The organism is Methanoculleus sp. UBA303, from assembly GCA_002501655.1.
In the GTDB taxonomy this organism is placed as follows: Archaea; Halobacteriota; Methanomicrobia; order Methanomicrobiales; family Methanoculleaceae; genus Methanoculleus.
The window spans coordinates 20764-40407 of the sequence record DANY01000012.1; the positions used below are offsets into that span (position 1 = coordinate 20764).

19 protein-coding genes are annotated in these 19644 nt (G+C 64.5%); 12 read left to right on the forward strand and 7 right to left on the reverse strand.

Annotation, left to right across the window (positions count from 1 at the left end):
* The first annotated feature begins 21 nt into the window (after window positions 1-21).
* From BP846_RS02710 to BP846_RS02720, 3 genes are all read left to right on the forward strand, one after another.
* Window positions 22-258: a KTSC domain-containing protein gene (locus BP846_RS02710; RefSeq protein WP_292392507.1), complete on the forward strand. Its 237-nt coding sequence runs from the start codon at window positions 22-24 to the stop codon at window positions 256-258.
* Between the two features lie 83 nt (window positions 259-341).
* On the forward strand, window positions 342-1268 hold the full coding sequence (locus tag BP846_RS02715) for an ROK family protein (RefSeq protein ID WP_292392508.1): 927 nt from the start codon (window positions 342-344) through the stop codon (window positions 1266-1268).
* A 16-nt stretch (window positions 1269-1284) separates the two neighbouring features.
* The gene (locus tag BP846_RS02720) at window positions 1285-1794 is read left to right on the forward strand and encodes a dual specificity protein phosphatase family protein (RefSeq protein ID WP_292392509.1); all 510 of its coding nucleotides are present in this window, start codon (window positions 1285-1287) and stop codon (window positions 1792-1794) included.
* Between the two features lie 376 nt (window positions 1795-2170).
* On the opposite strand, the gene BP846_RS02725 is transcribed toward BP846_RS02720, so the two are convergent.
* Both BP846_RS02725 and BP846_RS02730 read right to left on the reverse strand, forming a co-directional pair.
* The gene (locus BP846_RS02725; protein ID WP_292392510.1) at window positions 2171-3577 is read right to left on the reverse strand and encodes a hypothetical protein; all 1407 of its coding nucleotides are present in this window, start codon (window positions 3575-3577) and stop codon (window positions 2171-2173) included.
* A complete protein-coding gene (locus BP846_RS02730; protein WP_292392511.1) occupies window positions 3570-4286 on the reverse strand; it encodes an ABC transporter ATP-binding protein in 717 nt (238 codons plus the stop codon). Before BP846_RS02730 ends, BP846_RS02725 begins: the two co-directional genes overlap by 8 nt.
* A 240-nt stretch (window positions 4287-4526) precedes the next feature.
* Here BP846_RS02730 and glgP point away from each other — a divergent pair, with 240 nt between their 5' ends.
* From glgP to BP846_RS02750, 4 genes are all read left to right on the forward strand, one after another.
* Window positions 4527-6719, forward strand: a complete 2193-nt coding sequence (glgP, locus tag BP846_RS02735) for an alpha-glucan family phosphorylase (protein WP_292392512.1) — start codon at window positions 4527-4529, stop codon at window positions 6717-6719.
* Window positions 6720-6874: 155 nt separating this feature from the next.
* Window positions 6875-7747, forward strand: a complete 873-nt coding sequence (locus tag BP846_RS02740; protein ID WP_292392513.1) for a sulfite exporter TauE/SafE family protein — start codon at window positions 6875-6877, stop codon at window positions 7745-7747.
* A 205-nt stretch (window positions 7748-7952) separates the two neighbouring features.
* Complete coding sequence (locus tag BP846_RS02745; RefSeq protein WP_292392514.1) at window positions 7953-8894, forward strand: hypothetical protein; 942 nt, start codon at window positions 7953-7955, stop codon at window positions 8892-8894.
* Window positions 8891-9478, forward strand: coding sequence for a hypothetical protein (locus BP846_RS02750; protein ID WP_292392515.1), 588 nt, complete (start codon window positions 8891-8893; stop codon window positions 9476-9478). The genes BP846_RS02745 and BP846_RS02750 overlap by 4 nt, the downstream gene beginning before the upstream one ends.
* Here the strand turns inward: BP846_RS02750 and BP846_RS02755 are convergent.
* From BP846_RS02755 to BP846_RS02765, 3 genes are all read right to left on the reverse strand, one after another.
* Window positions 9475-10113, reverse strand: coding sequence for a hypothetical protein (locus BP846_RS02755; protein WP_292392516.1), 639 nt, complete (start codon window positions 10111-10113; stop codon window positions 9475-9477). The two genes, BP846_RS02750 and BP846_RS02755, sit on opposite strands and share 4 nt — an antisense overlap.
* A gap of 119 nt (window positions 10114-10232) precedes the next feature.
* Window positions 10233-10733, reverse strand: a complete 501-nt coding sequence (locus BP846_RS02760; RefSeq protein WP_292392517.1) for a HEAT repeat domain-containing protein — start codon at window positions 10731-10733, stop codon at window positions 10233-10235.
* Window positions 10734-10936: 203 nt separating this feature from the next.
* Complete coding sequence (locus BP846_RS02765) at window positions 10937-12844, reverse strand: PAS domain-containing protein (protein ID WP_292392549.1); 1908 nt, start codon at window positions 12842-12844, stop codon at window positions 10937-10939.
* A gap of 227 nt (window positions 12845-13071) precedes the next feature.
* Between BP846_RS02765 and BP846_RS02770 the strand changes: the two genes are divergently transcribed.
* On the forward strand, window positions 13072-13809 hold the full coding sequence (locus BP846_RS02770) for an SAM-dependent methyltransferase (protein ID WP_292392518.1): 738 nt from the start codon (window positions 13072-13074) through the stop codon (window positions 13807-13809).
* A 45-nt stretch (window positions 13810-13854) separates the two neighbouring features.
* Complete coding sequence (locus tag BP846_RS02775) at window positions 13855-14547, forward strand: DUF72 domain-containing protein (RefSeq protein WP_292392519.1); 693 nt, start codon at window positions 13855-13857, stop codon at window positions 14545-14547.
* Between the two features lie 387 nt (window positions 14548-14934).
* Here BP846_RS02775 and BP846_RS02780 read toward each other — a convergent pair whose 3' ends face one another.
* Both BP846_RS02780 and BP846_RS02785 read right to left on the reverse strand, forming a co-directional pair.
* Window positions 14935-15123: a hypothetical protein gene (locus BP846_RS02780; protein WP_292392520.1), complete on the reverse strand. Its 189-nt coding sequence runs from the start codon at window positions 15121-15123 to the stop codon at window positions 14935-14937.
* Window positions 15124-15169: 46 nt separating this feature from the next.
* Window positions 15170-15661, reverse strand: coding sequence for a DUF367 family protein (locus BP846_RS02785; protein ID WP_292392521.1), 492 nt, complete (start codon window positions 15659-15661; stop codon window positions 15170-15172).
* A 35-nt stretch (window positions 15662-15696) separates the two neighbouring features.
* On the opposite strand from BP846_RS02785, the gene BP846_RS02790 reads away from it, so the two are divergent.
* From BP846_RS02790 to BP846_RS02800, 3 genes are all read left to right on the forward strand, one after another.
* Window positions 15697-16536 (forward strand): nucleoside 2-deoxyribosyltransferase, encoded by an 840-nt coding sequence (locus BP846_RS02790; RefSeq protein ID WP_292392522.1) that lies wholly within the window; start codon window positions 15697-15699, stop codon window positions 16534-16536.
* 619 nt (window positions 16537-17155) lie between these two features.
* Complete coding sequence (locus tag BP846_RS02795) at window positions 17156-18832, forward strand: PAS domain S-box protein (protein ID WP_292392523.1); 1677 nt, start codon at window positions 17156-17158, stop codon at window positions 18830-18832.
* 94 nt (window positions 18833-18926) lie between these two features.
* A complete protein-coding gene (locus BP846_RS02800; protein WP_292392550.1) occupies window positions 18927-19505 on the forward strand; it encodes a LemA family protein in 579 nt (192 codons plus the stop codon).
* The last annotated feature ends 139 nt before the right edge of the window (window positions 19506-19644 follow it).

Consider the following 19644-nt stretch of genomic DNA (forward strand, 5'->3'; position numbering starts at 1 on the left):
CCACCGACCACACCGGCCGGTATGTCCCAACAGTCAGCCGGGCCTACCGGCATCAGGTCGATCGGTTACGACCCCACAACGAAGGCGCTCCTCGTCATCTGCGGGAGCGGGCACGCCTACCGCTATGTCGGCGTCAAAAAAGAGGTCTACGACACCCTCCTCACAGCTCCGTCACGGGAGCAGTTCGTCCGCGAGTCTATCCAGGGCAGGTATCCCCGGGAGAAGTACCCCTGCATGGCGGTGGGAGAGGACATCTGACCCGGGAGCGGCGAAAGGGTAGGTTTATGCCGCTGGTTTGCGTAATCTCGTGAAGAGAATCATCCACTCCAGAGGAGAACCACATGACGACCGCGATTGCCGTTGACCTCGGCGGGACCAACCTCCGCGCTGCCCTGATCGACTCCGACGCGACCATACTGGCTCACGCCACGGTCCTGACGCCGACGACGGGGCCTTCCGGGGAGGCGATCACCGCCGCGATCATCGCCCGGATCGAGGCCCTCCTCGCGTCGCCGGAGGGAAGGAGAGTCACGGCCATCGGCGTCGCGTCGGCCGGTCCCCTGGACCTCGACCGCGGCTGGGTCGTCAACTCCCCGAACATAGCGTTTTCGGTTGTGGAGATCACCCGCCCGCTCCGGGAGCGGTTCGGGTTGCCCGTCACCCTGATCAACGACGCCCGCGCCGGTGTCCTCGGCGAGCGGTGGGCGGGCGCCGCCCGCGGCTCCGATAATGTCGTCTACCTCACCCTCTCCACCGGCATCGGCGGCGGGGCGGTGGTGAACGGCCGTCTCCTCCTCGGGATGGATGGAAACGCCGGGGAGATCGGGCACATCCCCGTCGATACCCGTTACAACCTCACCTGCGGGTGCGGGTACCGGGGCCACTGGGAGGGCTACGCCTCGGCAAAGCATATTCCCCGGTTCTTCACGGTGTGGCGGGAGGAAGCCGACGTCCGGCAGGTCGCCTTTGATGCCGGCTCCACCCGGGCGATCTTCGAGGCGGCCCGGGCAGAGGACCCGGTCGCCCTCGCCTTCATGGAGGCGCTCGGGGAGGTGAACGCCCGGGGGGTCTCGGCGGTCATCGTCGCCTACAACCCCGAGGTGATCGTGCTGGACGGGCCGCTCGCCCGCTACTATGGGGATATCATTATCCGGTACATGGAGCCCTGCATCGACCGCTATCTCACCCTCCCCCGGATCGTTGTCTCCGGTCTCAGGGGGCGCTCGCCGCTCATAGGGGCGGCGGCGTACGCGCTGGAGGCACGGTGACAGGAGGACGGGGAACATGATCGAGATCTACCCGAACCTGTATATCGGGACACAGGAGGACTACGAGGTCGCGGTGGAGACCCACGAGACCTGGTGCGTTGTGCATGCCTGCCGGAGCCCCTACCACTGCCTGGCCGTCACCTACTCGCCCGTCGGCACGGTGCCGCCGGATCACCCCGAACACCTGATCGCCCGGCGGGGGAACCGGCTGATGCTCAATCTTATCGACTCACGGGACCCCGCCGACGTCCCGAAAGAGGCCGTGGACGCGGCCCTGCACTTCATCAACCGGTGCCTCGGGGCGGGCCGGCCGGTGCTGGTCCACTGCGGGTTTGGGGTCTCCCGGTCGGCGGCGATCGGGCTCCTCTACCTTGCGGCCTACACCGACGTCCTGCCGACGGAGAGCCTTGCCGACGCGGAAGCAGCCTATCGCCGGATATACCCACCGTATAAGCCCGGCCGGGGGATCCGGGGCTTCATCGAGGCGCACTGGGACGAGTACGCGAGGAAGAGGGTGGCGGCATGACCGCTACGGCTACCCGGTGAGGAACTCGAAGACGATTTTGCCGCTCCTGACCGGGATCGTCCCGCGCGGCCGAGGACCGGACCCCTATTCTCGCGGAGCAGCCCGACCCCGGCGGGGCGCCGGCCGTCGAGCGCCTGCCCCTCTGGATATAGCCGGCTCTCCGTAACATACTCCTGGAGTCTCCCGCACCGCTCTTGAATGCGCGCCGCGCGCGGGGTGAAAGTGTGACATTCTCCACGGGCTTGCGGCCCGGGGGGTTCCAGATTCATCGGCCTCTGCCGTACGCCGTTGACTCACGCGAAGGCGCGAAGTCCGGGTGAACATTCTCCTCCCCTTCGCGTGAGACCCTCTTCCTATCCAAAAAATCCGAATGTTATCAGAATCGCGGCATCTCCCACGCCTGCCACTTCGTCCGCCCGCGTACGATGAGGAACGCCGCCGGCAGGATGAGAAGAAGGCTCGAAAACGCGTACAGGGGGTCGAGGATCGACGCGAAGATGAGCAGGAGGAGTGCCGGGCTCGTCGCAAGCACGTAGCGGAGGAAGACCCCGGCGTGGTAGAGCATCACGTTTGGGTAGAGGCCGGTGAGGTAGACCGTCACCGCGAGGGTGTAGGCCGAGACCGAGAGGAACGCGGCGAGGGCCGGGAGGAAGGTCCCCGCCCCGCCGGCGGTCGCCGCCGCGAACACGAGCACCGCGACCGGGAGGAGGTTTGCGATGCCGTAACTCTTCAGTTTGCTGTCGATCACCTCGGAGACCTCCACCGGCAGGAAGGCGTAGGACGTGAAGGAGTCGAACTCGGTCAGCCAGTTGTAGATGGTGGCCGATATCACCCCGAGGAGGACCGCAAAGACCACCAGCGGATCGATCCCCGGGATGAACCGGATCAGGACCCCGAGGCAGATCCAGACGAGGCCGAGGGGGAGGAGGAACGAGAAGATCACCTTCCCGGCGCCGCCTTCGCTCCGCAGCAGGTCGAGGGCGTCCTTGGCGATGAAGTGCGCGCTCCCGAGGGCGTGGAGCCTCCCGGCGAGGGGGTCGAGGCTGTTCCTGAACCGCTTTGTCCGGTCCGGGTAGTCGACGGTGACGAAGAGCACTGAGACGGCCGCCGGGACCAGGATGAGGAGGAGCGAGAGCGCGAGCGGTCCCGGGCCCGGGTCGACGAAGATGGCGTACGGGGGGAGGACGGCGGGGAGAGCGATCATCCCGGTGCGGTACCCCGCTATCGCGAGCACCGCGAGCGGCGCAACGGTTCCGGCAAGCAGCGCGACAGAGCGTGCGTAGAGGGTAGAGAGGAAGCAGACGACGGAGAGCCCGAGGAGGAAGGCGAGCGAGAGAGAGACGAACGCAAGGAGGGCGTAGCCGGGATCGAGGGAGATGAACGGCGTTGCCGCGGCGAACCCGACCGTGAAGGGGAGGACGTAGAGCAGTATGTAGTAGACGGTATCCTTCACGAGGAATGCGGCGAAGATCCGCTGCTCCGAGACCGGGAGGCTCCGGGAGGCGTAGGCGATGAGGCTTGCCTGCCCGAACCGGCGGTTCATGAACTCCCGTCCCATGAGGCCGAACGACCCCACCATCACGCCCATGAGCAGGAAGAGGGCGTGCGCGAGGAGCGCGACCGCGGCGTACGGCAGCACGTCCAAGAAGAGCGGGAGGGTGAGCGACCCGAGGAAGGCAAAGATTGCGACGACCGCCGGGAAGAGCGCGAACCCGACACTCCCGAAGATTGTCGAGTGGACCCGCCATTCCTCCTTCATCATCGCGAGGAAGAGGTCAGGCACCGGCGTCACCCCGCACCAGGTCGAGGAAGAAGGACTCCAGGTGCCTGCCGGACCCGGCGAGGTCGTCGACCCGGCCAGTGTGAAGGAGCCTGCCGTTGTGGATGATCCCGATCCGGTCGCAGATCTCGGCGGCGATATCGAGGATATGGGTGGAGAAGAAGACGGTCGCGCCGTCCCGGACGTACTCCTGCAGGAAGTCCTTGACCGTCCGCTGCATGATGGGGTCCAGGTTGATCAGCGGCTCGTCGATGAGGGCGAGCCGGGGTTCGTGGAGGAAGGCCTGCGCGAACATCAGTTTCTGCCGGGTCCCCCGCGAGAGGTCCTTGCAGAGGACGTCCCGTTTGTCCCCGAACTCCAGCAGGTCGAACCAGCGGTCGCACCGTTCGTCGACGGCATCAAGGTTCCGGATGCGGGCCACGAAACGGAGGTACTCCTCCGCGGTGAGGAAACTCGGCGGCGTCTCCTGCTCGGGGATGATCCCGACGAGCCTCCGGACACCGACGGGGTCTTTTGCCACATCGAGCCCCATCACCCGGGCCGACCCGGAGGTCGGCCGGACCTGCCCCGTCAGCATCCGGATCGTCGTCGTCTTGCCCGAACCGTTCGGCCCGAGCAGGCCGAAGAGTTCCCCTTCCGCGACCGAGAACGATACCCCGTTCACCGCGGTGACACTGCCGTATTCCTTCGTGAGGTCGTTTGCCTCGATCATCTGCCGCACTCCAGTCACGCTCCCACCGGGTCTTTTCGTGAAGGAACATCGGCAACAGGTGCGCATAACACCTTTCTATTCTCTCAGGCAGGTTATCAGGGGTATCCGTCGAAACCATCCCTGCAATCTTTCTCTCTCCCGAAAGGAGCCGCGCGCCCAGCAGGTCCTGCCGGCGAACGACCGCGGCCACCCCCGCGCGACAGAAGCACTTATCTGGTGCGAAAGGTAATGCCGGTCGCGATGAAGACGGAGATACCCTATGACCGGTTCGCCCACGTCCCGGAGCGGATCTTCGGGCTGGTCGACCTCGCGTACAACCTCTGGTGGAGCTGGCACTCCTCGGCGACCGTGCTCTTCAAACTGCTGAACCGGGCGGAGTGGAAGATGAGCCGTCACAACCCCGTCAGGATGCTCCTTGATACCCCGCCCCGGTTCTTCGAGCGGGCGGCGAACAACCCGGAGTACCTCCGCCGCTACGATATCATCATGTTCCGGTTCCGGGAGTATATGGAGCCGAGGACGAGCTGGTTTGCGCAGCACTACCCCGGGCGGGTGCCGCTGACGATCGCCTACCTCTCCAGCGAGTTCGGGCTGCACCACTCGCTCCCGTTCTATGCGGGAGGGCTCGGCATCCTTGCGGGTGACCACATCAAAGCATCGAGCGACCTCGGCGTGCCGATGGTCGCCGTCGGGTTCATGTACGCCGAAGGATACCTCCACCAGCACATGGAGGGGAACGGGTGGCAGAAGAACGTCGCGGAGGTTCTGGATCGCGACGCCGCGCCGGTTCTCCGGGTGCTCGACGACGACGGCAGGCACCTCGTTGTGCAGGTCCCCCTGATCGATCCCCCGATCTACGTCGCGGTCTGGAAGGTGCAGGTGGGGCGTGTCCCCCTCTACCTCCTCGACACCCATATCGATGAGAACCTCCCCGAGAACCGGAGCATATCCCACCGCCTGTACTTAAAGGAACTCGAGTGCCGGCTCCGGCAGGAGATCGTGCTCGGTATCGGTGGGCGGAAGGTCCTCCACGCCCTCGGTGTGGATTACTCGGCGATGCATTTAAACGAGGGTCACTCGGCGTTCGGCATTCTCGAACGGCTTCGGGAGCGGCTCGTGGCGGGAATGCCCCGCGGAGAAGCGTTTGAGAGGGTCCGGGGCACCTCGGTCTTCACCACCCATACCCCTGTGGCGGCCGCCCACGACGTCTTCCCCGAAGACCTGATGGCGAAGTACTTCCGCAGTTACTGCCCGTCGCTCGATCTCGACTGGGACGAGTTCATGGCGCTCGGGGGAGACCCGCATAACCCGGGCGCCGGGTTCAACATGACCGCCTTTGCCCTCCGGATGAGCCTCTTCCATAACGGCGTCTCGCAGAGGCACGGCGAGGTCGCCCGGGAGATGTGGCAGCCCCTCTGGCCCGACCTCCCTGTTGAGGACGTCCCGATCGACGCTATCACGAACGGCGTCCACATGCCCTCGTGGCTGAACCACCGGATCGAGGCGCTCTTCGACCGCTACATGGACGTGGTCTATCCAAACTGGCGGGAGGACTACGACAACCCGATCATCTGGGAGGTGGTCGACGAGATACCGGACGATGAACTCTGGAGCGAGCATCAGTGGCTGAAGATGAAACTCTTTGCCCGGCTCAGGGAGCGAAAACGCCTGAAATGGGCGGGACACCGGGAAGAGCCCGCGAACCTGGCCGCCGAGGGGCTGATGCTCGATACATCGGCGTTGACGATCGGGTTTGCCCGCCGGTTCGCCGAGTACAAGCGGGCTGACCTCATCTTCGAGGACCTGGACCGGCTCGACGGAATCGTGAACAACCGCTGGAGGCCGGTGCAGTTCATCTTCGCCGGAAAGGCTCACCCGGCCGACGAGAAGGGCAAGCGCATCCTCCAGGAGATCTACCAGTACTCCCAGGACCCCCGGTTCGGGGGCCGGATCTCCTTCATCGAGGACTACGGTGAGCAGCTTGCGCGCTACATGGTCCACGGCGTGGATGTCTGGATGAACACCCCGGTCCCGCTCATGGAGGCGAGCGGCACGAGCGGCATGAAGGCAGGGATGAACGGCGTGCTGAACCTCTCGGTCCTGGACGGCTGGTGGGTCGAGGGCTACAACGGCAGAAACGGCTGGGGGTTTGAGGGCCATGCCCCCTACGCCGGGAATAACCGGGTGGACGCAGAGACGCTCTACGACCTTATCGAGAACGAGATCGCCCCGCTCTACTACTCACGGACGATGGACAACGTCCCGCACAAGTGGGTCCGGATGATGAAGGAATCAATAAAGAGCGTCGCCCCTGAGTACTGCTCCCTCCGGATGCTCAAGGATTACGTCACCAGGTATTACCCCTCGGTCTGCATGTACGCGGCCGAGCCGGGGAAGCCGATGGCCGGCACTGAGGGGGTCTGCCCCCGATAAACCGGTTCCGACAGGTTCATGAGGAATTGAGGGGCTACGTACGGACGTATGGTGTCCCGCCCGATCGTGGTCCGGCCAGAAGAGAGGGATGATTACCCGGCGGTCCATGACCTGATCCGGCGTGCCTCCGGGATCTGTAGCGAGGATCGGGGGGGATGACGGAAGGCCGGCGCATCGTCCGGATAGCGGTGCTCTCTGTCGTTATCGCGACCATGCTCGGGGCGGCGCTCGCTGTCTTCCCGTCGGCGACACCGGCTGCCGTGCTCCTCCTCCTTGCGGTCGGCCTCGTCGCCGGGATCTTCGGCGGGCTGATCGGCGTCGGGGGGGCGACGATCATGCTCCCGATCCTGTACTTCTACCTCGGCTTCTCGGAGCCGGTCGCCGTCGGGACCGGGCTCTTTGTGGTCATCTTCACATCGCTCTCCGGCGCCTCCGGCCACCTGGTGCGGGGGAACCTTGACCGGCGGGTGGCAGCCCGGATCGCCGCCGGCGGGCTTGCCGGTGTCCTCATCGGATCATGGCTCTTCTCCTTCCTGGTCGGCCACACCCGCGTGCTTGGCCTCGTCCTGGGGCTGGTCTTCCTCGCCCCGTCCCTCGGTATGATCCGCGAGGGGCTCAGGCCGGGGACTCGCCCGGAGCCGGAGTGCATCGGGGGTACCCTTCCCGGTCACCTCCTCTTCGGCACCGGAGTCGGTATACTGACCGGGGTCACCGGGCTTGGCGGTGGCTACGCCCTCGTCCCCGGGCTCCTCTACATCTTCGGCGCGCCGGTCTGTGTCACGATGGGGACGTCGCTTGCATCCATGATCCCGATGGCGATTGTGGGCGGCGTGATCAAACTCGCGGAGGGCTACGTCGCCGTCGGGGCGGGGTTGATCCTCGCGGCCGGGTCGATCGCCGGCGCCCAGGTGGGGGCCGCGACGGTCGGGCGGTTCCGGCCGGCGACTCTGAAACTGGTCTTCGGCCTCTACTTCCTCTACGCCGCAGCCCGGTTCATCGCCGGGTTCTTTGGAATCGGCCTGCCGTAACGGCGCGAAAGTGAGTGTTACCGCCGGTCACCGCCGACGGCGAGGAGGCGTGCGAAGGTGCCGGTTAAGATTGGGCGCTGCCCTCTGTGGGGCATCTCATACAAAACCATTCCGGAATACACTCTCCCCTGAACGAAACAGTTAACGTTTTTTAACGGCGCATAGCAAATACCTCTACCAGATGCCCACTGTCTGAGGTTCCGGCATGGAGTGGAAGGATGTTGTCCCCGTCATCGCGGGCGGGCTTGTGATCCTGGTCGTCGCTCTCGTAGTGAAACCCGCACTCCTCGGGGAGCCTATCGCCTCCCCCGGACCGGCACCGGTCATATACCTGCCGCCCGCGCCCCTGCCGGCGGCAACGCCTTTCCCGGAGGACGGCGAGGCATACACCCGGACGTTCCGCTGGACGGCGATCGACGGCGGCGTCCAGACGACAACGGTCCAGGTCCCGGAGGCGCTCTTTCTTGAGCATCGAGAGACCCCGCGGTTCGCCGATCCGCTCGCCTGGGGACGGTACGCCCTCGCCGAAGAGGATCGGCCGGTCCTCGAAGACCTCGCCCGCCGGATAGCCCCCGCCACCGGCAACCCCGAGGAGGAGTACCTCCGGATGATGAACGTCGTCTTCTTCGTCCAGCAGATCCCGTATGAACCCGATAACAGCACGGACTCCTATGTTGAAGGGGCCCTCCCCCGCTATGCCCGGCCCGTAAAGGGCGACGTTGAATACCCGAAATACCCCGCCGAGATGCTCGTCGACGGGAAGGGGGACTGCGAGGACTCTGCGATCCTGCTCTCGGGGCTCCTCGATGTTCTCGGCTACGATACGGTGCTGCTCAGGTACTCGGACCACATGGCTCTCGGCATCCGGATGGAGGGGTTCAATCCCTACTACGCGAAGTATACGCCGAAGTATTTCGATTATGGAGGAAAGCACTACTACTACGTGGAGGGGACGAGCTTTTATGGGGGGAAGGTCTCGGCCGATTCCCCGGTAATCCGGGGGAAGCCGTTCCCCATCGGGGATACCCAGGATGGATCAATCCAGAGCGTGAAGTCGGAGACACCGAAGATCATCCCCCTCCGCTCCATCCCCGCGCCCATTGAGTACCGCATCCGTCCGGCCCGCCTGCCGGCTGGAGGAGCGTGAGGGGCGTGGACCTGAAGGCCGTAAAACTCCCGAAGATCGCCATCGGCTGGAGGAGGGCGCTCATCGCCGCCGGGGTGGCGGCGGCCGCTCTCCTCCTCGTCTTCGTCGGATGGACGCTCTTCATCGACTACACCGAGGAGAGGCAGGTTGCGGTCTTCGGCAGTCATGTGGCGGCATCGGAGGCTGACCTCTTCCTGATCTCCGGGAAGGTCTCCTCCCACATGAGATCCCGCCCGGAATATCCGTCGGTTGCCGAATCCGATGCCGTCATGCGGGAGTTTGCAGCCCTTGCAGAGTACGGCAGGGGGGTCACGGCCTACCACCGGCAGATCGTCGGAGCCGACGAGGTCCCGGAAGCCTACGTCGAGGCGCAGTCGGCCTATATCCGGGCGCTCGACCACCTGAACCGCGCGTTCTCGCTCTGGTCGTCGGCCGCGGGCGCCTACGATGCGAAGGCGTATGCCGCGGCAGGAGACCACCTTGCCGGGGCCGACCGGGCATGGAAGGATTACGCCGCCGCGATCAATGAGTACGACAGGGAGCTCCGGATAGCAGAAGAAGGGGGAGAGATTCCTCCCGCCTAAACGAGGTACTTCTCCGGGACGAAGACAGAGATCTCAAGCGACTTTAAGGACCCTGAACGGACGATGAAGTAGTAGTCCCTGTAGCCCTCGAGGATGACGAACCGCTCTTTCTTCTCCCCGAACTTCCCGCCCGAGTACGGGAATTCGTTGCGGGAGTAGTGGACGGTCTCGACGATCCGGTTGGGGTCGTCTTTTTCGTAGACCTTGATCTCGAGCCAGGGGAAATCGTTCATCGGGGTTGCGCTCACGCTGAAGGCCCAGTAGGGGAAGGGGATATGGTAGGCTTCGGTGGCAAGAACGCCGGGAGGGCCGTTGCTCGTCGCCGTCGCGTACTCGATCAGGCCTTCGGCAACCCGGAGGTCGTTTGGCTGCGTCGTCATCGCGATTGTGGGTGTCGGGGTCGGTATATGGTAGGTCCGCGGGTCGACGAACCCGACGCTCCGCGGCGCCGTTCCCGCCCGGACGGGTGCGGCCGGTGTGGGGGCCGGGAAGCCTGCACCCACCGCCGGCGGCGGTGACGGTGACGGGGCGGGGGAGACCGGCTGCGCCTCTGCGCTCTCCTCCGGCGCCATGCAGCCACCGGCGAGGACGGCCGCCGCTAGAAGGATCAGGAGCAGGATAAGGCGCCCTTGCATGCTGATCTCTTGTTGTGCGGCGCTATTAGTAATTACCCATCCGCACCGCCCCGGGAGGGGCGCAAGGCCGTATCAGTGGCTGGGTACAAAAAAGGTCAGTTCCGGGACGGGGGGACGGCTCACGTCCCCTCGTAGGCTTCCATGGCAAGGCCCGTGAACTTCTCGCCCGACCGGTCAAACTCCTTCTCGACCTCGGCGATGCCGGCCGGATCACCCAGTTTCAGCAGGGCTGCGGCGGTCAGGGCCCGGCAGCATTCGGACCCGCTGGTCCGAAGCACGGCGACCAGTGGGTCGACCGCCCGGGGATCGCCGATCTCGGCGAGCGCCCAGACCGTCGGGTTCGTGATTGCATCATCCGCAGTCTTCACGACCCCTATGAGCGGCTCCACCGCTTCAGCCCCGGTCCGGGCGAGCGCCATCGCCACGACCCACCGTGCATCGCTGTCGGCGGCGAGCAGGGCCTGCACCAGCGGCCCGACCGCCGGCGCCCCGATGGCCCCGAGGGCGCCGATCGCCTGCAAGCTCGTGTAGGTGTCGCCGTTGAGCATGACATGCATCAGCTCCCGGACTTTTGCGGTGTCTTCCTCCCGTACCTCTCTCCTCTCGATGGTCTTCTGCATCTCTTCACCTCCTGGTACGGATGGGGGGTATCTCGGGAAACAATAAACCTTTACAAACCCGAATTGCCGCGCGGTACTGCCGGGCATAGGTTCTTATACCTCCTGAGAGGCCGCTACGTCGGTGGGTGATGCCCGCCCCTCCGTCCGGTCACGCTCACGCCTCCGGTGCTCGACCTCCGCCTGCCCTCGCAGCCTCGCGGCGCTCATGCTCCTGCCCTGCGGCCCGTCGCACCCTTCTGGGCACGCGTCGCCACCGCCATCATACCGAGCACCCTGCCGTCTTTACCCACGATCGGGGTCCCCAGGAGATCCGCCCGGAACTTCTCGCCGCTGTTCCCGATGCCGGTAAGTTCACCGTGCCAGATTCCGCCGTTGAGAACCGTCTGGATGATCTCCCGGATCTCATCCGGGCGCTCCCAGAACCTGGCAAAGTGCGACCCCTGCACCTCCTCTGCGGTCGGGTAGTCCCAGAGGGTCAGGTAGGCAGCGTTCGCGTAGGTCACCATCCCGTCCGGGGCGAGGAGGGCAACCGCCCGCCGGGTGGAGGCTATCGCCCGGTCCTTGATGAGGAGTTCCTGCTCCCGCCGCCGCAGGTCGGCGATATCCGCAACGAGGAGTCGGTAAGCCCGCGCCTCTTCGGTGATATCCTCGCAGGCGACGTACTGTGTCCCGTCGCAGAGGGTGACGGCGCGGGAGAGGACCATCTTCTTCTTCCCGTCCCGGTCTCGGATGGTGAACGTCCGGGGCCTGATCTGGCCCGGGACCGACCGCTCGAGATCCGAATGCCAGGCATCGATGACTTCCTGCCGGTAACCATCGTCGGGAACGATCTGCCGGACCCATTCGGCGGATGTGGTCGCGCTGCCCGGCTCGTAGCCGAAGATCTCGACGAATCGCCGATTGGTGTAGGCGAACCGTCTGTCGCGGTCGATGAGTGCGACCCCGAAGGGGGACGAATCAACCATGCCCCGGAACCGTGCCTCGCTCAGTTGGAGCCGCTCGGCGGTCTGCCGCCGGGCAAGCGCGATGGAGACCTGCCGGATGAATGACTCCACCGTCTCCCGGTTGTCGAGCTCCCTTTCCGGGGTGAGAAAGATGCTTACGATACCGAAGATCTCGTTCCGCCAGACCAGCCCCATGACGCACAACTTTGTGATGTCGAACCGGTCGAGGATCGCTTCGCAGACCTCCTCCGGGATCGCCCGAAAGCAGACCTCGTAGAACGACAAGGAGGACGGTTCTGGGCGCAGCACGAATTCCTGGAGGCCACGCATCGTGAGAGGGGTCTGGTGATAGGGAGCTTCAAAGGCGGTGACGACCGGGAGAACCATGCCGACGGGATCATGCCCCAGGAGATCCGTGAGATCTTCCCGGAACCTCTCGCCCGTGACCGCCCGGATGATGAACTGCCGCTCGATCTCGTCGTAGGAGAGGATCTGGGCGTATGCCTCCGTGGTGAGTTCGGTGATCCGGTCAAGGGTGTACCGGTAGATGTCCTCCACCGGCGGCAGGTCGACGAGGTCGAGCGCTGTCCGGGCGAGGAACATTGTGTTCTTGATATACCGTTTCCGATCGGTGATATCCTCAAGCACGATCGTGCACCCCTTCGCCCCATCCTCGAACGTCGTCGGGATCGCCTGCATCTGGTAGAAGGACTCGCTGCCGTCGTCCTGCCGGTGGCAGATATCGGTGATCACCTGCTCCTGTTCGAGGTTCTCGACGACGGCGAGGGCTTCGGGGGTAGAGACGATTGGAATGGCCGCCTCCAGTATGTTCTGCCCGACGATCTCCTCTTTTGCGCGGCGAAACCGCCTGAAGCACTGCTCGTTGGCCTGAACGATCGTGAGGTCGGCATCAAGGACCAGGATCAGGTTCTTCGTGAAACAGAGGAACGCCGAGAGGGGTACGCGCTGCGCGAGAGAGTAGACTTTGGCGTTGCCGACGAGCCGGGACTCGACCTGGCCCGCCGCCTGCATCACCTCGAGGTGCTTCGAGACCGAGTTCCGGTTTACTCCGAGGGCCTTCGCGATCTCGGTGATCGTCATGCCCTTCGGCCGGAACTTGAGGGTCCGCAGGGTTCTCCCCGGGATATCCTGCTCCGGTTGCTGCATAACCACACCCGGATGTGACTCTCCCGTAGGGTATATAATAGCTCCTCTCCGCGGAGAGACTATCCCTTCAGAGGAGCGGCGGCCCTTCTCTTCACGGTGCGAAACGGCGGTTTTGGTGCAGGAATGCCCCTCCCGCGCCGGCATGCCGGGGACGGTGGTACACGGATTATATGGGCAGAACACCCACCATGTACACAGCAGGCCGGCAAACCGGGGGCACCAGTTCAATGGAGAATAACGAACTTGTCAGCATATCACAGGGAGCGCTCGCGATCATGAATCCCACGACGCCGGAGAAGGTGCTCGCCGCCGGGCGGGCGGCGGGGCTCCGGGAGGGGTCCCGCGTCGTAGAGGCGGGGTGCGGGAACGGGACGATCCTCGCGCTCTGGGGTCGTGAGTATGGTATATCCGGGGTCGGCGTCGAGGCCCGGGAGGATGCCTGCGGCCGGGCGGAGCAGACGTTCCGGGCGGCAGGGCTCGGCGACCGGATTGCCGTCCGGTGCATGGACGCCCGTGAGTACGTCCCCGACGAGCCGTTCGACTGCGCTGCAGCGATCGGGGCCTCCCACATCTGGGGTGGGTTTGCGGCGACGCTCGACGCCCTCCTCGGCATGGTCACGGACGAGGGGACCATCGTCATCGGCGATCGTTGCTGGCGGTCCGACCGCACCCCGCCCGAGTTCGCTCGCGAGTGGCCCGACGTCCTGACCGAGTACGAGATCCTCGGCACCGCCCGGGAGGCCGGGCTCGACGTTGCCGCCGTCATCCGGGCCGATGGGAATGACTGGGACCGCTACGAGTCGGGTATATGGCAGTCAGTCCTCTCCTGGCTCGGCGACAACCCCGGCCACCCCGAGCGCGACTTCATGATCGACTACCTTCACCGCCTCCAGGACGAGTACTTCGGCTACAGCCGCGAGCACATGGGCTGGGCGATCTTCGTCCTGGTGCCCGGGTTCTGGTAGGCGGCCGCAAAACCCTTATCACCTGCCCGCCGGAAGGCTCCCGGCATGGAGGTCTCTGTCGGCACGAGCGGCTGGGCGTACGCGTGGAACCGGGGAGGCAGCCTCGCCTGGTTCGTGGAGCATTCCGGCCTCGACGCCATCGAGTTGAACGTGAGTTTCTACGGGTTCCCGTCGGAGAAATCAGTCCGTTCGTGGGTCAGTGCGGGATCGGGGCTGCGGTGGAGTGTCAAGGTGAACCGGTCGGTCACTCACCGGCACCGGTTCAACGAGAAGGCGGTCCCTGTCTGGGAGCGGTTCCGCGAGAGGTTCCTTCCCCTCGACGGCCTCGTCGACTTCTATCTCTTTCAGGCCCCACCGGCGTTCACGGACGTCGACCGCATCCTCGCGTTTGCAGAGGCGATCGATCTCGGGGCGCGGTGTGCGGTGGAGGTCCGGAATCCGGGCGTGCTCGGGGACGACGGGGCGTGCCGGCGGCTCCGGGAGGCTGCCGTCCTGGTCTCGGTCGATTCTCCCGACTTCCGGGAACGGGTATTCCCCGGCGATCTCGTCTACCTTCGGATGCACGGGCGGGAGGGTTGGTACCAGCACGACTATACGGAGAGCGAGCTTGCGGGTATCAGGGATGAGATCGCCAGCATAGACCCGGAGCGGGCGTATATCTTCTTTAACAACAACCACGCCATGCTCGAGAATGCCCGGGCGATGCTGCGCCTCTTTGGGCGGGAGATGGCTGGCTGACGGCAGAGAACAATTGTCTGCCTCCTATGCCGTCAATATCTCGTTTATTTCTTCATCCTGAGCCGTAGTGCAGGAACCGTTCCGGAAAACGCCGGGCTGTTCAAATCTTTTTCGGTAAATTACGGCGAAAATGGGGATTGATGGGTGATCTGAAATAGAATCGTATAAATATCGTATGCATCATCTAATAGTTTGGGGAACTATTACCCCGGTGACATGAGAGAACTGTAGACACGAGTGGAGCGCATCCCTGTGGGAGGTGCTCGCACTCACTCGTCGCGTGCGGCGTTTAGCACGTTTGGGCGGCCGGGTGGGTCTCCACCCCCCGCACCACCTCTTGCGCTGGTGCGCCCTCTTTTCCGCTCCGATAAGCACAACTCGACCTCATCATCCACAAACCGGAGGGGAATGTCCTGTTCCTGCGCGATTCGCCGCAAGGCCGTCGTACTCGGGTTTCTCCGCAATCAGGCGGCCGCTCGCGGTCGAGGTCTTCACCCGGACGGGATACTCCCTGCCGCCGACGTCGACCGGCCGGTTCTTCTCCCCGGGCGCCGGGGTGACGAAGACGTCCGCCACCCGTTCCGGGATGCTCCCTGCCCCCCGACGCTGACCGGCAACCCGGCTAGATATAGAGCGCCTGGAGGGCGACGACCTCAGCGCTGTCTTTCGCCCGTGCGTAGTCCTCCAGGGGGTCGGCGTTCACCTCAAGGAACCGCAGGCCCCACCCGAATGGAGCGAGGATGGTCCGGGCCTGCTCCTTCTCACCGAGGATGTAGAGCGCCGCGGCCATCGCCTCCACCGACGTCAGCCGGAACGGCCGGCCGAAGTTCACCGGGTTTGCGGCCACGAGGAAGGGGAGTGCCCGGCGGTTGCGCCAGGAGGCGACGGCCCCGGTGTCGAGCACCTCCCACGAGCAGTCGAGCGCCGTTATCGAGGGGAGGCACCGGTCGGCGGGGGAGACCGCCTGCTCCGCGGTCGGGTCGAGGAGGAGGGTCGAGCGGGGGATTTTTGCGACGGCGGTGACGATCCTCGCAAGCCCGCGCTGTGCGAGTTTCTTTGCCGTGCACTTTCGGGGGTCGCAGGTGTTGTCCCGATAGGCGTAGAGCGGTATCATCAGTCTTGTTATGGTACGCCGCCGAGATCCTATCAATGTACGTGCTCATCGCTCCCTGTATCCAGAACCCCGCCTGTCGTGCCCGCGGAATAACGACCGATGAGGACCTCCGCCAGTTCCAGCGGGCCATCGAGCGCTGCCGGCGCTTCTCGATCGATATGGTCCCGCTCCCCTGCCCGGAGACGATCTACCTCGGGTCCGACCGGCCCCCGGGCTCGTTCCTCGACCGCCTCGCGACGCCCGGATTTGCGGCGCTCCTCGACCGGCTCGAGGCGGAGGTCCGCGCCATCATCAGGGAGCGGGGAGAGCCGCCGCTTGCGATCGTCGGCGTGGACTCCTCCCCCGCCTGCGGGGTGACGGCCACCTACTACTCGTCCGTCAAACAGCCCGGGCGCGGGGCGTTCCTCGCCCGGTTCCCGGAGATCCCGGCAATCGACGTGAAGGAGTTTGCCTGCCACCGCATATACCTCGCCGCCCCGCTCTTCTCTGAGGCGGAACGGGCCTACAACCTTCTCCTCCACGACTTACTCGAACGGCACCTCTTCGACGTCTACCTCCCCCAGGAAGTGGGGGACACAAGCAACACCCGGTGCCGGGAGGAGCACCAGGCTATCTTCGCGCAGCACCTCCTGGCGCTCCAGGAAGCCGATATCGTTGTCGGGGTCATCGACGGCGCGGACGCCGATTCGGGGACATCCTGGGAGATGGGGTATGCGTATGCCCTCGGCCGCCGGATCGTCGCGCTCCGCACCGACTTCCGGATCGCCGGGCACCATGAGCTGGTCAACCTGATGCTCGAAGAATCGGCCACGGTCGTCACGGCGAAGGAGGACCTCCCGGGGGTGCTCGGGTCGCTCCTCGCGGCGCCAGGGTGACCGCCGGCCGTCACCTGATCGTCGAGAGGACGTTCCTCTCACCCTCGCGGGTGCAAGGCCACGCTATCCGCCACCGCCCGGATGAAGTGGCCGCGAGGCTCCTGTTACATCGGGGTGTGGTTCGATTGATGGAAGATAGGTGCTGTTTTCTCATCCAGGGGCGTCCCTTGCGGAATCGTTTAAAAAATGAGGGTATATTGTCGGGTGTGTGGTAACCATACGGTGTCTGCAGGCGATACCGGGACGGTTGTGCCTCCCGCCCCGGTGCCCCATCCAACCGTGTGCCAGTATGAGTGTTTAGAGAGGTGTGCCTGGTTTTTACACCGGGGCAGTTCCCCGGTGTGGACGTTAACCTTGACGTTGGTGCAGTCAGCGTGGTGAATGTTCCGTTCACCGATCCCAGCCGATCTCTTGCCGGTCCGGGCCACATGTGCCCGTGTGGCCCAGATCGTCGACAGAGATTCCCCGTCTCTGCCGACTCTGGGGGATCATGAGTTGATCGATATCGTATATATCTTTTTTGGCTAATGCCTTGCATTGGGGTGTGGCATTATGCGTGGCAATGGAGTATGCAACACTGCAAAACCCTATATCCCCCGGCGCGAAACTCTATTTGCACATGGATCCCACTACCGACGCACTCTCTCTCCTGCTCAGCACATTAAAAGAGCATCCGCGAGGCATGTCGGTCTCCGACCTTGCTGCCGCCGTTGGTATCAATCGGAACACCGTCTCCCGCTACCTTGACGTCCTCCTCGTATCGGGCCAGGTGGAGATGGAGACCTACGGGAAGGCCAAGGTCTTCTACCTCTCGCAGAGGGTCCCCATCGCCGCCATGCTCAACTTCTCGTCGGATCTCGTGCTGGTCCTCGACCGCGATCGCCGGATCGTCCAGGCAAACGATGCGGTCTGCACGTTTGCGGGGAGAGAGCGGGACGATATCATCGGGAACGGCATCGAGGCATCACCGCTCGCCGCGTTCGACCACCCGCTGATACGGAGCCGGATCACCGATGCCCTCAACGGGCGTGAGGTCACAGAAGAACTCCGGTTCCTGCGGCACGACGAGGAACTCTTCTTCCGGATCAAGTTTCTTCCCACCGTCTTCAACGACGGGGCCCCGGGAGTCACCATCATCCTCGAGGATATCACCGAGGGCCGGCGGGCGGAGGAGGCCCTGCGCGAGAGCGAGTTGCTCTTCCGGAGCCTCGTCGAGAACATCAGCGACCTGATCCTGAACGTTGACGAGACCTGCACGTTCACCTACGTTAGCCCAAAAAGCCGGGAGATCCTCGGTTACGCACCCGAAGAGATGCTTGGGAAGACGCCCTGCGACTTCATGGTCCCGGAGAAGGCGGACCGGGTCAGGGAAGAGTTTACGGCGCTCTTCGCCGATCCGGAGCCGAGGGTCCTCTTTGAGTGGACGATGCTCCACCGGGACGGGAGCACCGTCATCCTCGATGTGAGCGGGACGCCGGTCTACGACATGATCGGCGACTTTACCGGCTACCGCGTGGTCTGCCGTGACGTCACCGAACGGGTCCGGGCTGTAAAGAGGGTGGCCCAGTGGAAGTCGTTCCTCTACTCGGTCGTCAACAACGTCCCGAGCATGGTCTTCGTCCGGGAGGTGGATGGGAACACGTTCGTCTTCTCGAACCGGGCCGCCGAGTCCTTCCTTGGAATGACACAGGAGGAGATGGCAGGAAAGCGGGCCGCCGACCTCTTCCCGCCGGAGATGGCGGCCTTCTTCGCCGACGGCGGCCAGGAGATGCTGGAGATGTCGGCCGGCCGGGAAGAGAATGTCCACCTCCCGACGGGGGAGAGCATCTCCATGAAGAAGATTCCCATCTTCAACTCCCGGGGCGTGCTCCGATACATGCTCGGGATCGCCGAGGATGTCACCGACCGCGCCGCCGCCGAAGACCTCCTGGTTGCGGAGCGCGACCGGGCGCAGGGCTACCTGGATGCGGCCGGCGTGATGATCGCGGTGATCGGGGCGGACGGGACCATCAACCTCGTCAACCGGCGGGGGAGCGAGATCCTGGGGTATGCCGAGGAAGACCTCGCCGGGAAGAACTGGTTTGCGACGGTCGTCCCGGAGCGCCTGCGCGATCGGCTCGGCCAGAACTATCTCCGCCTCGTGGCCGGGGAGTTTGAGCCGCCCGCCTTCGAGGAGAGTCCGGTCGTAACCCGGGACGGCCGGGAACAGTTGATCCTCTGGCACAACGCCCTCCTTCGGGATGCGGACGGCAACGTTGTGGCTATGGTGAGCTCCGGCGAGGTGGTCGCGGAGTAGCCGGTACAGCGGTACGGGAACTCTGGTAGTTCCGGCCGCATCTCGTGCGGTTTCGGGTGTCATCCCTTAAATACGCCGTAGGGCACATACAGTACTGGTGACAACCTTGGTAGACATCATCTCCCTTGTTCTTATCGCTGTCGTGGTGCTGATCGTCATCGGCATCGCGGTCGCCCTGATTGGTATCTACAACCGGTTCTTCTCCCTCAAAAACTCTGCCGAAGCGACGATCGGGCAGGTGAAGGTCGCGATGAAGAAGCGGCTGGACATGATCGAGCAGCTCCTCGGTGCGGTGAAGAGCTACGCGGCCTTCGAGAAGGAGACCCTGACCGGGGTGACCGCGATGCGGGCCCGCATCGGCAGCGCCGGTCCCGGTGACTTAAACGAACTCGAACGCGAGTCCCGGTCGGTCCTCGGGCGGCTGCTCGCCGTCGCCGAGAACTATCCCGACCTCAAGACCTCCCGGACTGTGCAGGACCTGATGGGTGCGGTCAGGGGGGTCGAGGACGAGATCGCCCGGCACCGCTACACCTACAATAACATCGCTCAGCAGTACAACACCATGACCGATACAATCCCCTCGAACCTGGTCGCCGGCGCCATGGGCTTTACGAAACTGCAGTACCTGGAGTTCGGCGAGGAGATCGAGCGGGTCCCGACGATAGCGTTCTGATAGACCATGCGCATGACTGAACGGCAGCAGATCCTCATCCTTGTTGCCATCACCCTGCTCGTCGGGGTGCTGGCAGTCGCCGGAGCGACCGCGCTCCCCGGCCTCTTCCAGGGAAACCTGGATGTCCAGCACTACGACG

What these genes read in the sequence shown, in the direction of transcription:
- BP846_RS02710 (WP_292392507.1), top strand. Translation starts at nt 22, where the DNA reads ATGTCCCAACAGTCAGCCGGGCCTACCGGCATCAGGTCGATCGGTTAC.
- BP846_RS02715 (WP_292392508.1), top strand. Translation starts at nt 342, where the DNA reads ATGACGACCGCGATTGCCGTTGACCTCGGCGGGACCAACCTCCGCGCT.
- BP846_RS02720 (WP_292392509.1), top strand. Translation starts at nt 1,285, where the DNA reads ATGATCGAGATCTACCCGAACCTGTATATCGGGACACAGGAGGACTAC.
- BP846_RS02730 (WP_292392511.1), bottom strand. Translation starts at nt 4,286, where the DNA reads ATGATCGAGGCAAACGACCTCACGAAGGAATACGGCAGTGTCACCGCG.
- glgP (WP_292392512.1), top strand. Translation starts at nt 4,527, where the DNA reads ATGAAGACGGAGATACCCTATGACCGGTTCGCCCACGTCCCGGAGCGG.
- BP846_RS02740 (WP_292392513.1), top strand. Translation starts at nt 6,875, where the DNA reads ATGACGGAAGGCCGGCGCATCGTCCGGATAGCGGTGCTCTCTGTCGTT.
- BP846_RS02745 (WP_292392514.1), top strand. Translation starts at nt 7,953, where the DNA reads ATGGAGTGGAAGGATGTTGTCCCCGTCATCGCGGGCGGGCTTGTGATC.
- BP846_RS02755 (WP_292392516.1), bottom strand. Translation starts at nt 10,113, where the DNA reads ATGCAAGGGCGCCTTATCCTGCTCCTGATCCTTCTAGCGGCGGCCGTC.
- BP846_RS02760 (WP_292392517.1), bottom strand. Translation starts at nt 10,733, where the DNA reads ATGCAGAAGACCATCGAGAGGAGAGAGGTACGGGAGGAAGACACCGCA.
- BP846_RS02765 (WP_292392549.1), bottom strand. Translation starts at nt 12,844, where the DNA reads ATGCAGCAACCGGAGCAGGATATCCCGGGGAGAACCCTGCGGACCCTC.
- BP846_RS02770 (WP_292392518.1), top strand. Translation starts at nt 13,072, where the DNA reads ATGGAGAATAACGAACTTGTCAGCATATCACAGGGAGCGCTCGCGATC.
- BP846_RS02775 (WP_292392519.1), top strand. Translation starts at nt 13,855, where the DNA reads ATGGAGGTCTCTGTCGGCACGAGCGGCTGGGCGTACGCGTGGAACCGG.
- BP846_RS02785 (WP_292392521.1), bottom strand. Translation starts at nt 15,661, where the DNA reads ATGATACCGCTCTACGCCTATCGGGACAACACCTGCGACCCCCGAAAG.
- BP846_RS02790 (WP_292392522.1), top strand. Translation starts at nt 15,697, where the DNA reads ATGTACGTGCTCATCGCTCCCTGTATCCAGAACCCCGCCTGTCGTGCC.
- BP846_RS02795 (WP_292392523.1), top strand. Translation starts at nt 17,156, where the DNA reads ATGGATCCCACTACCGACGCACTCTCTCTCCTGCTCAGCACATTAAAA.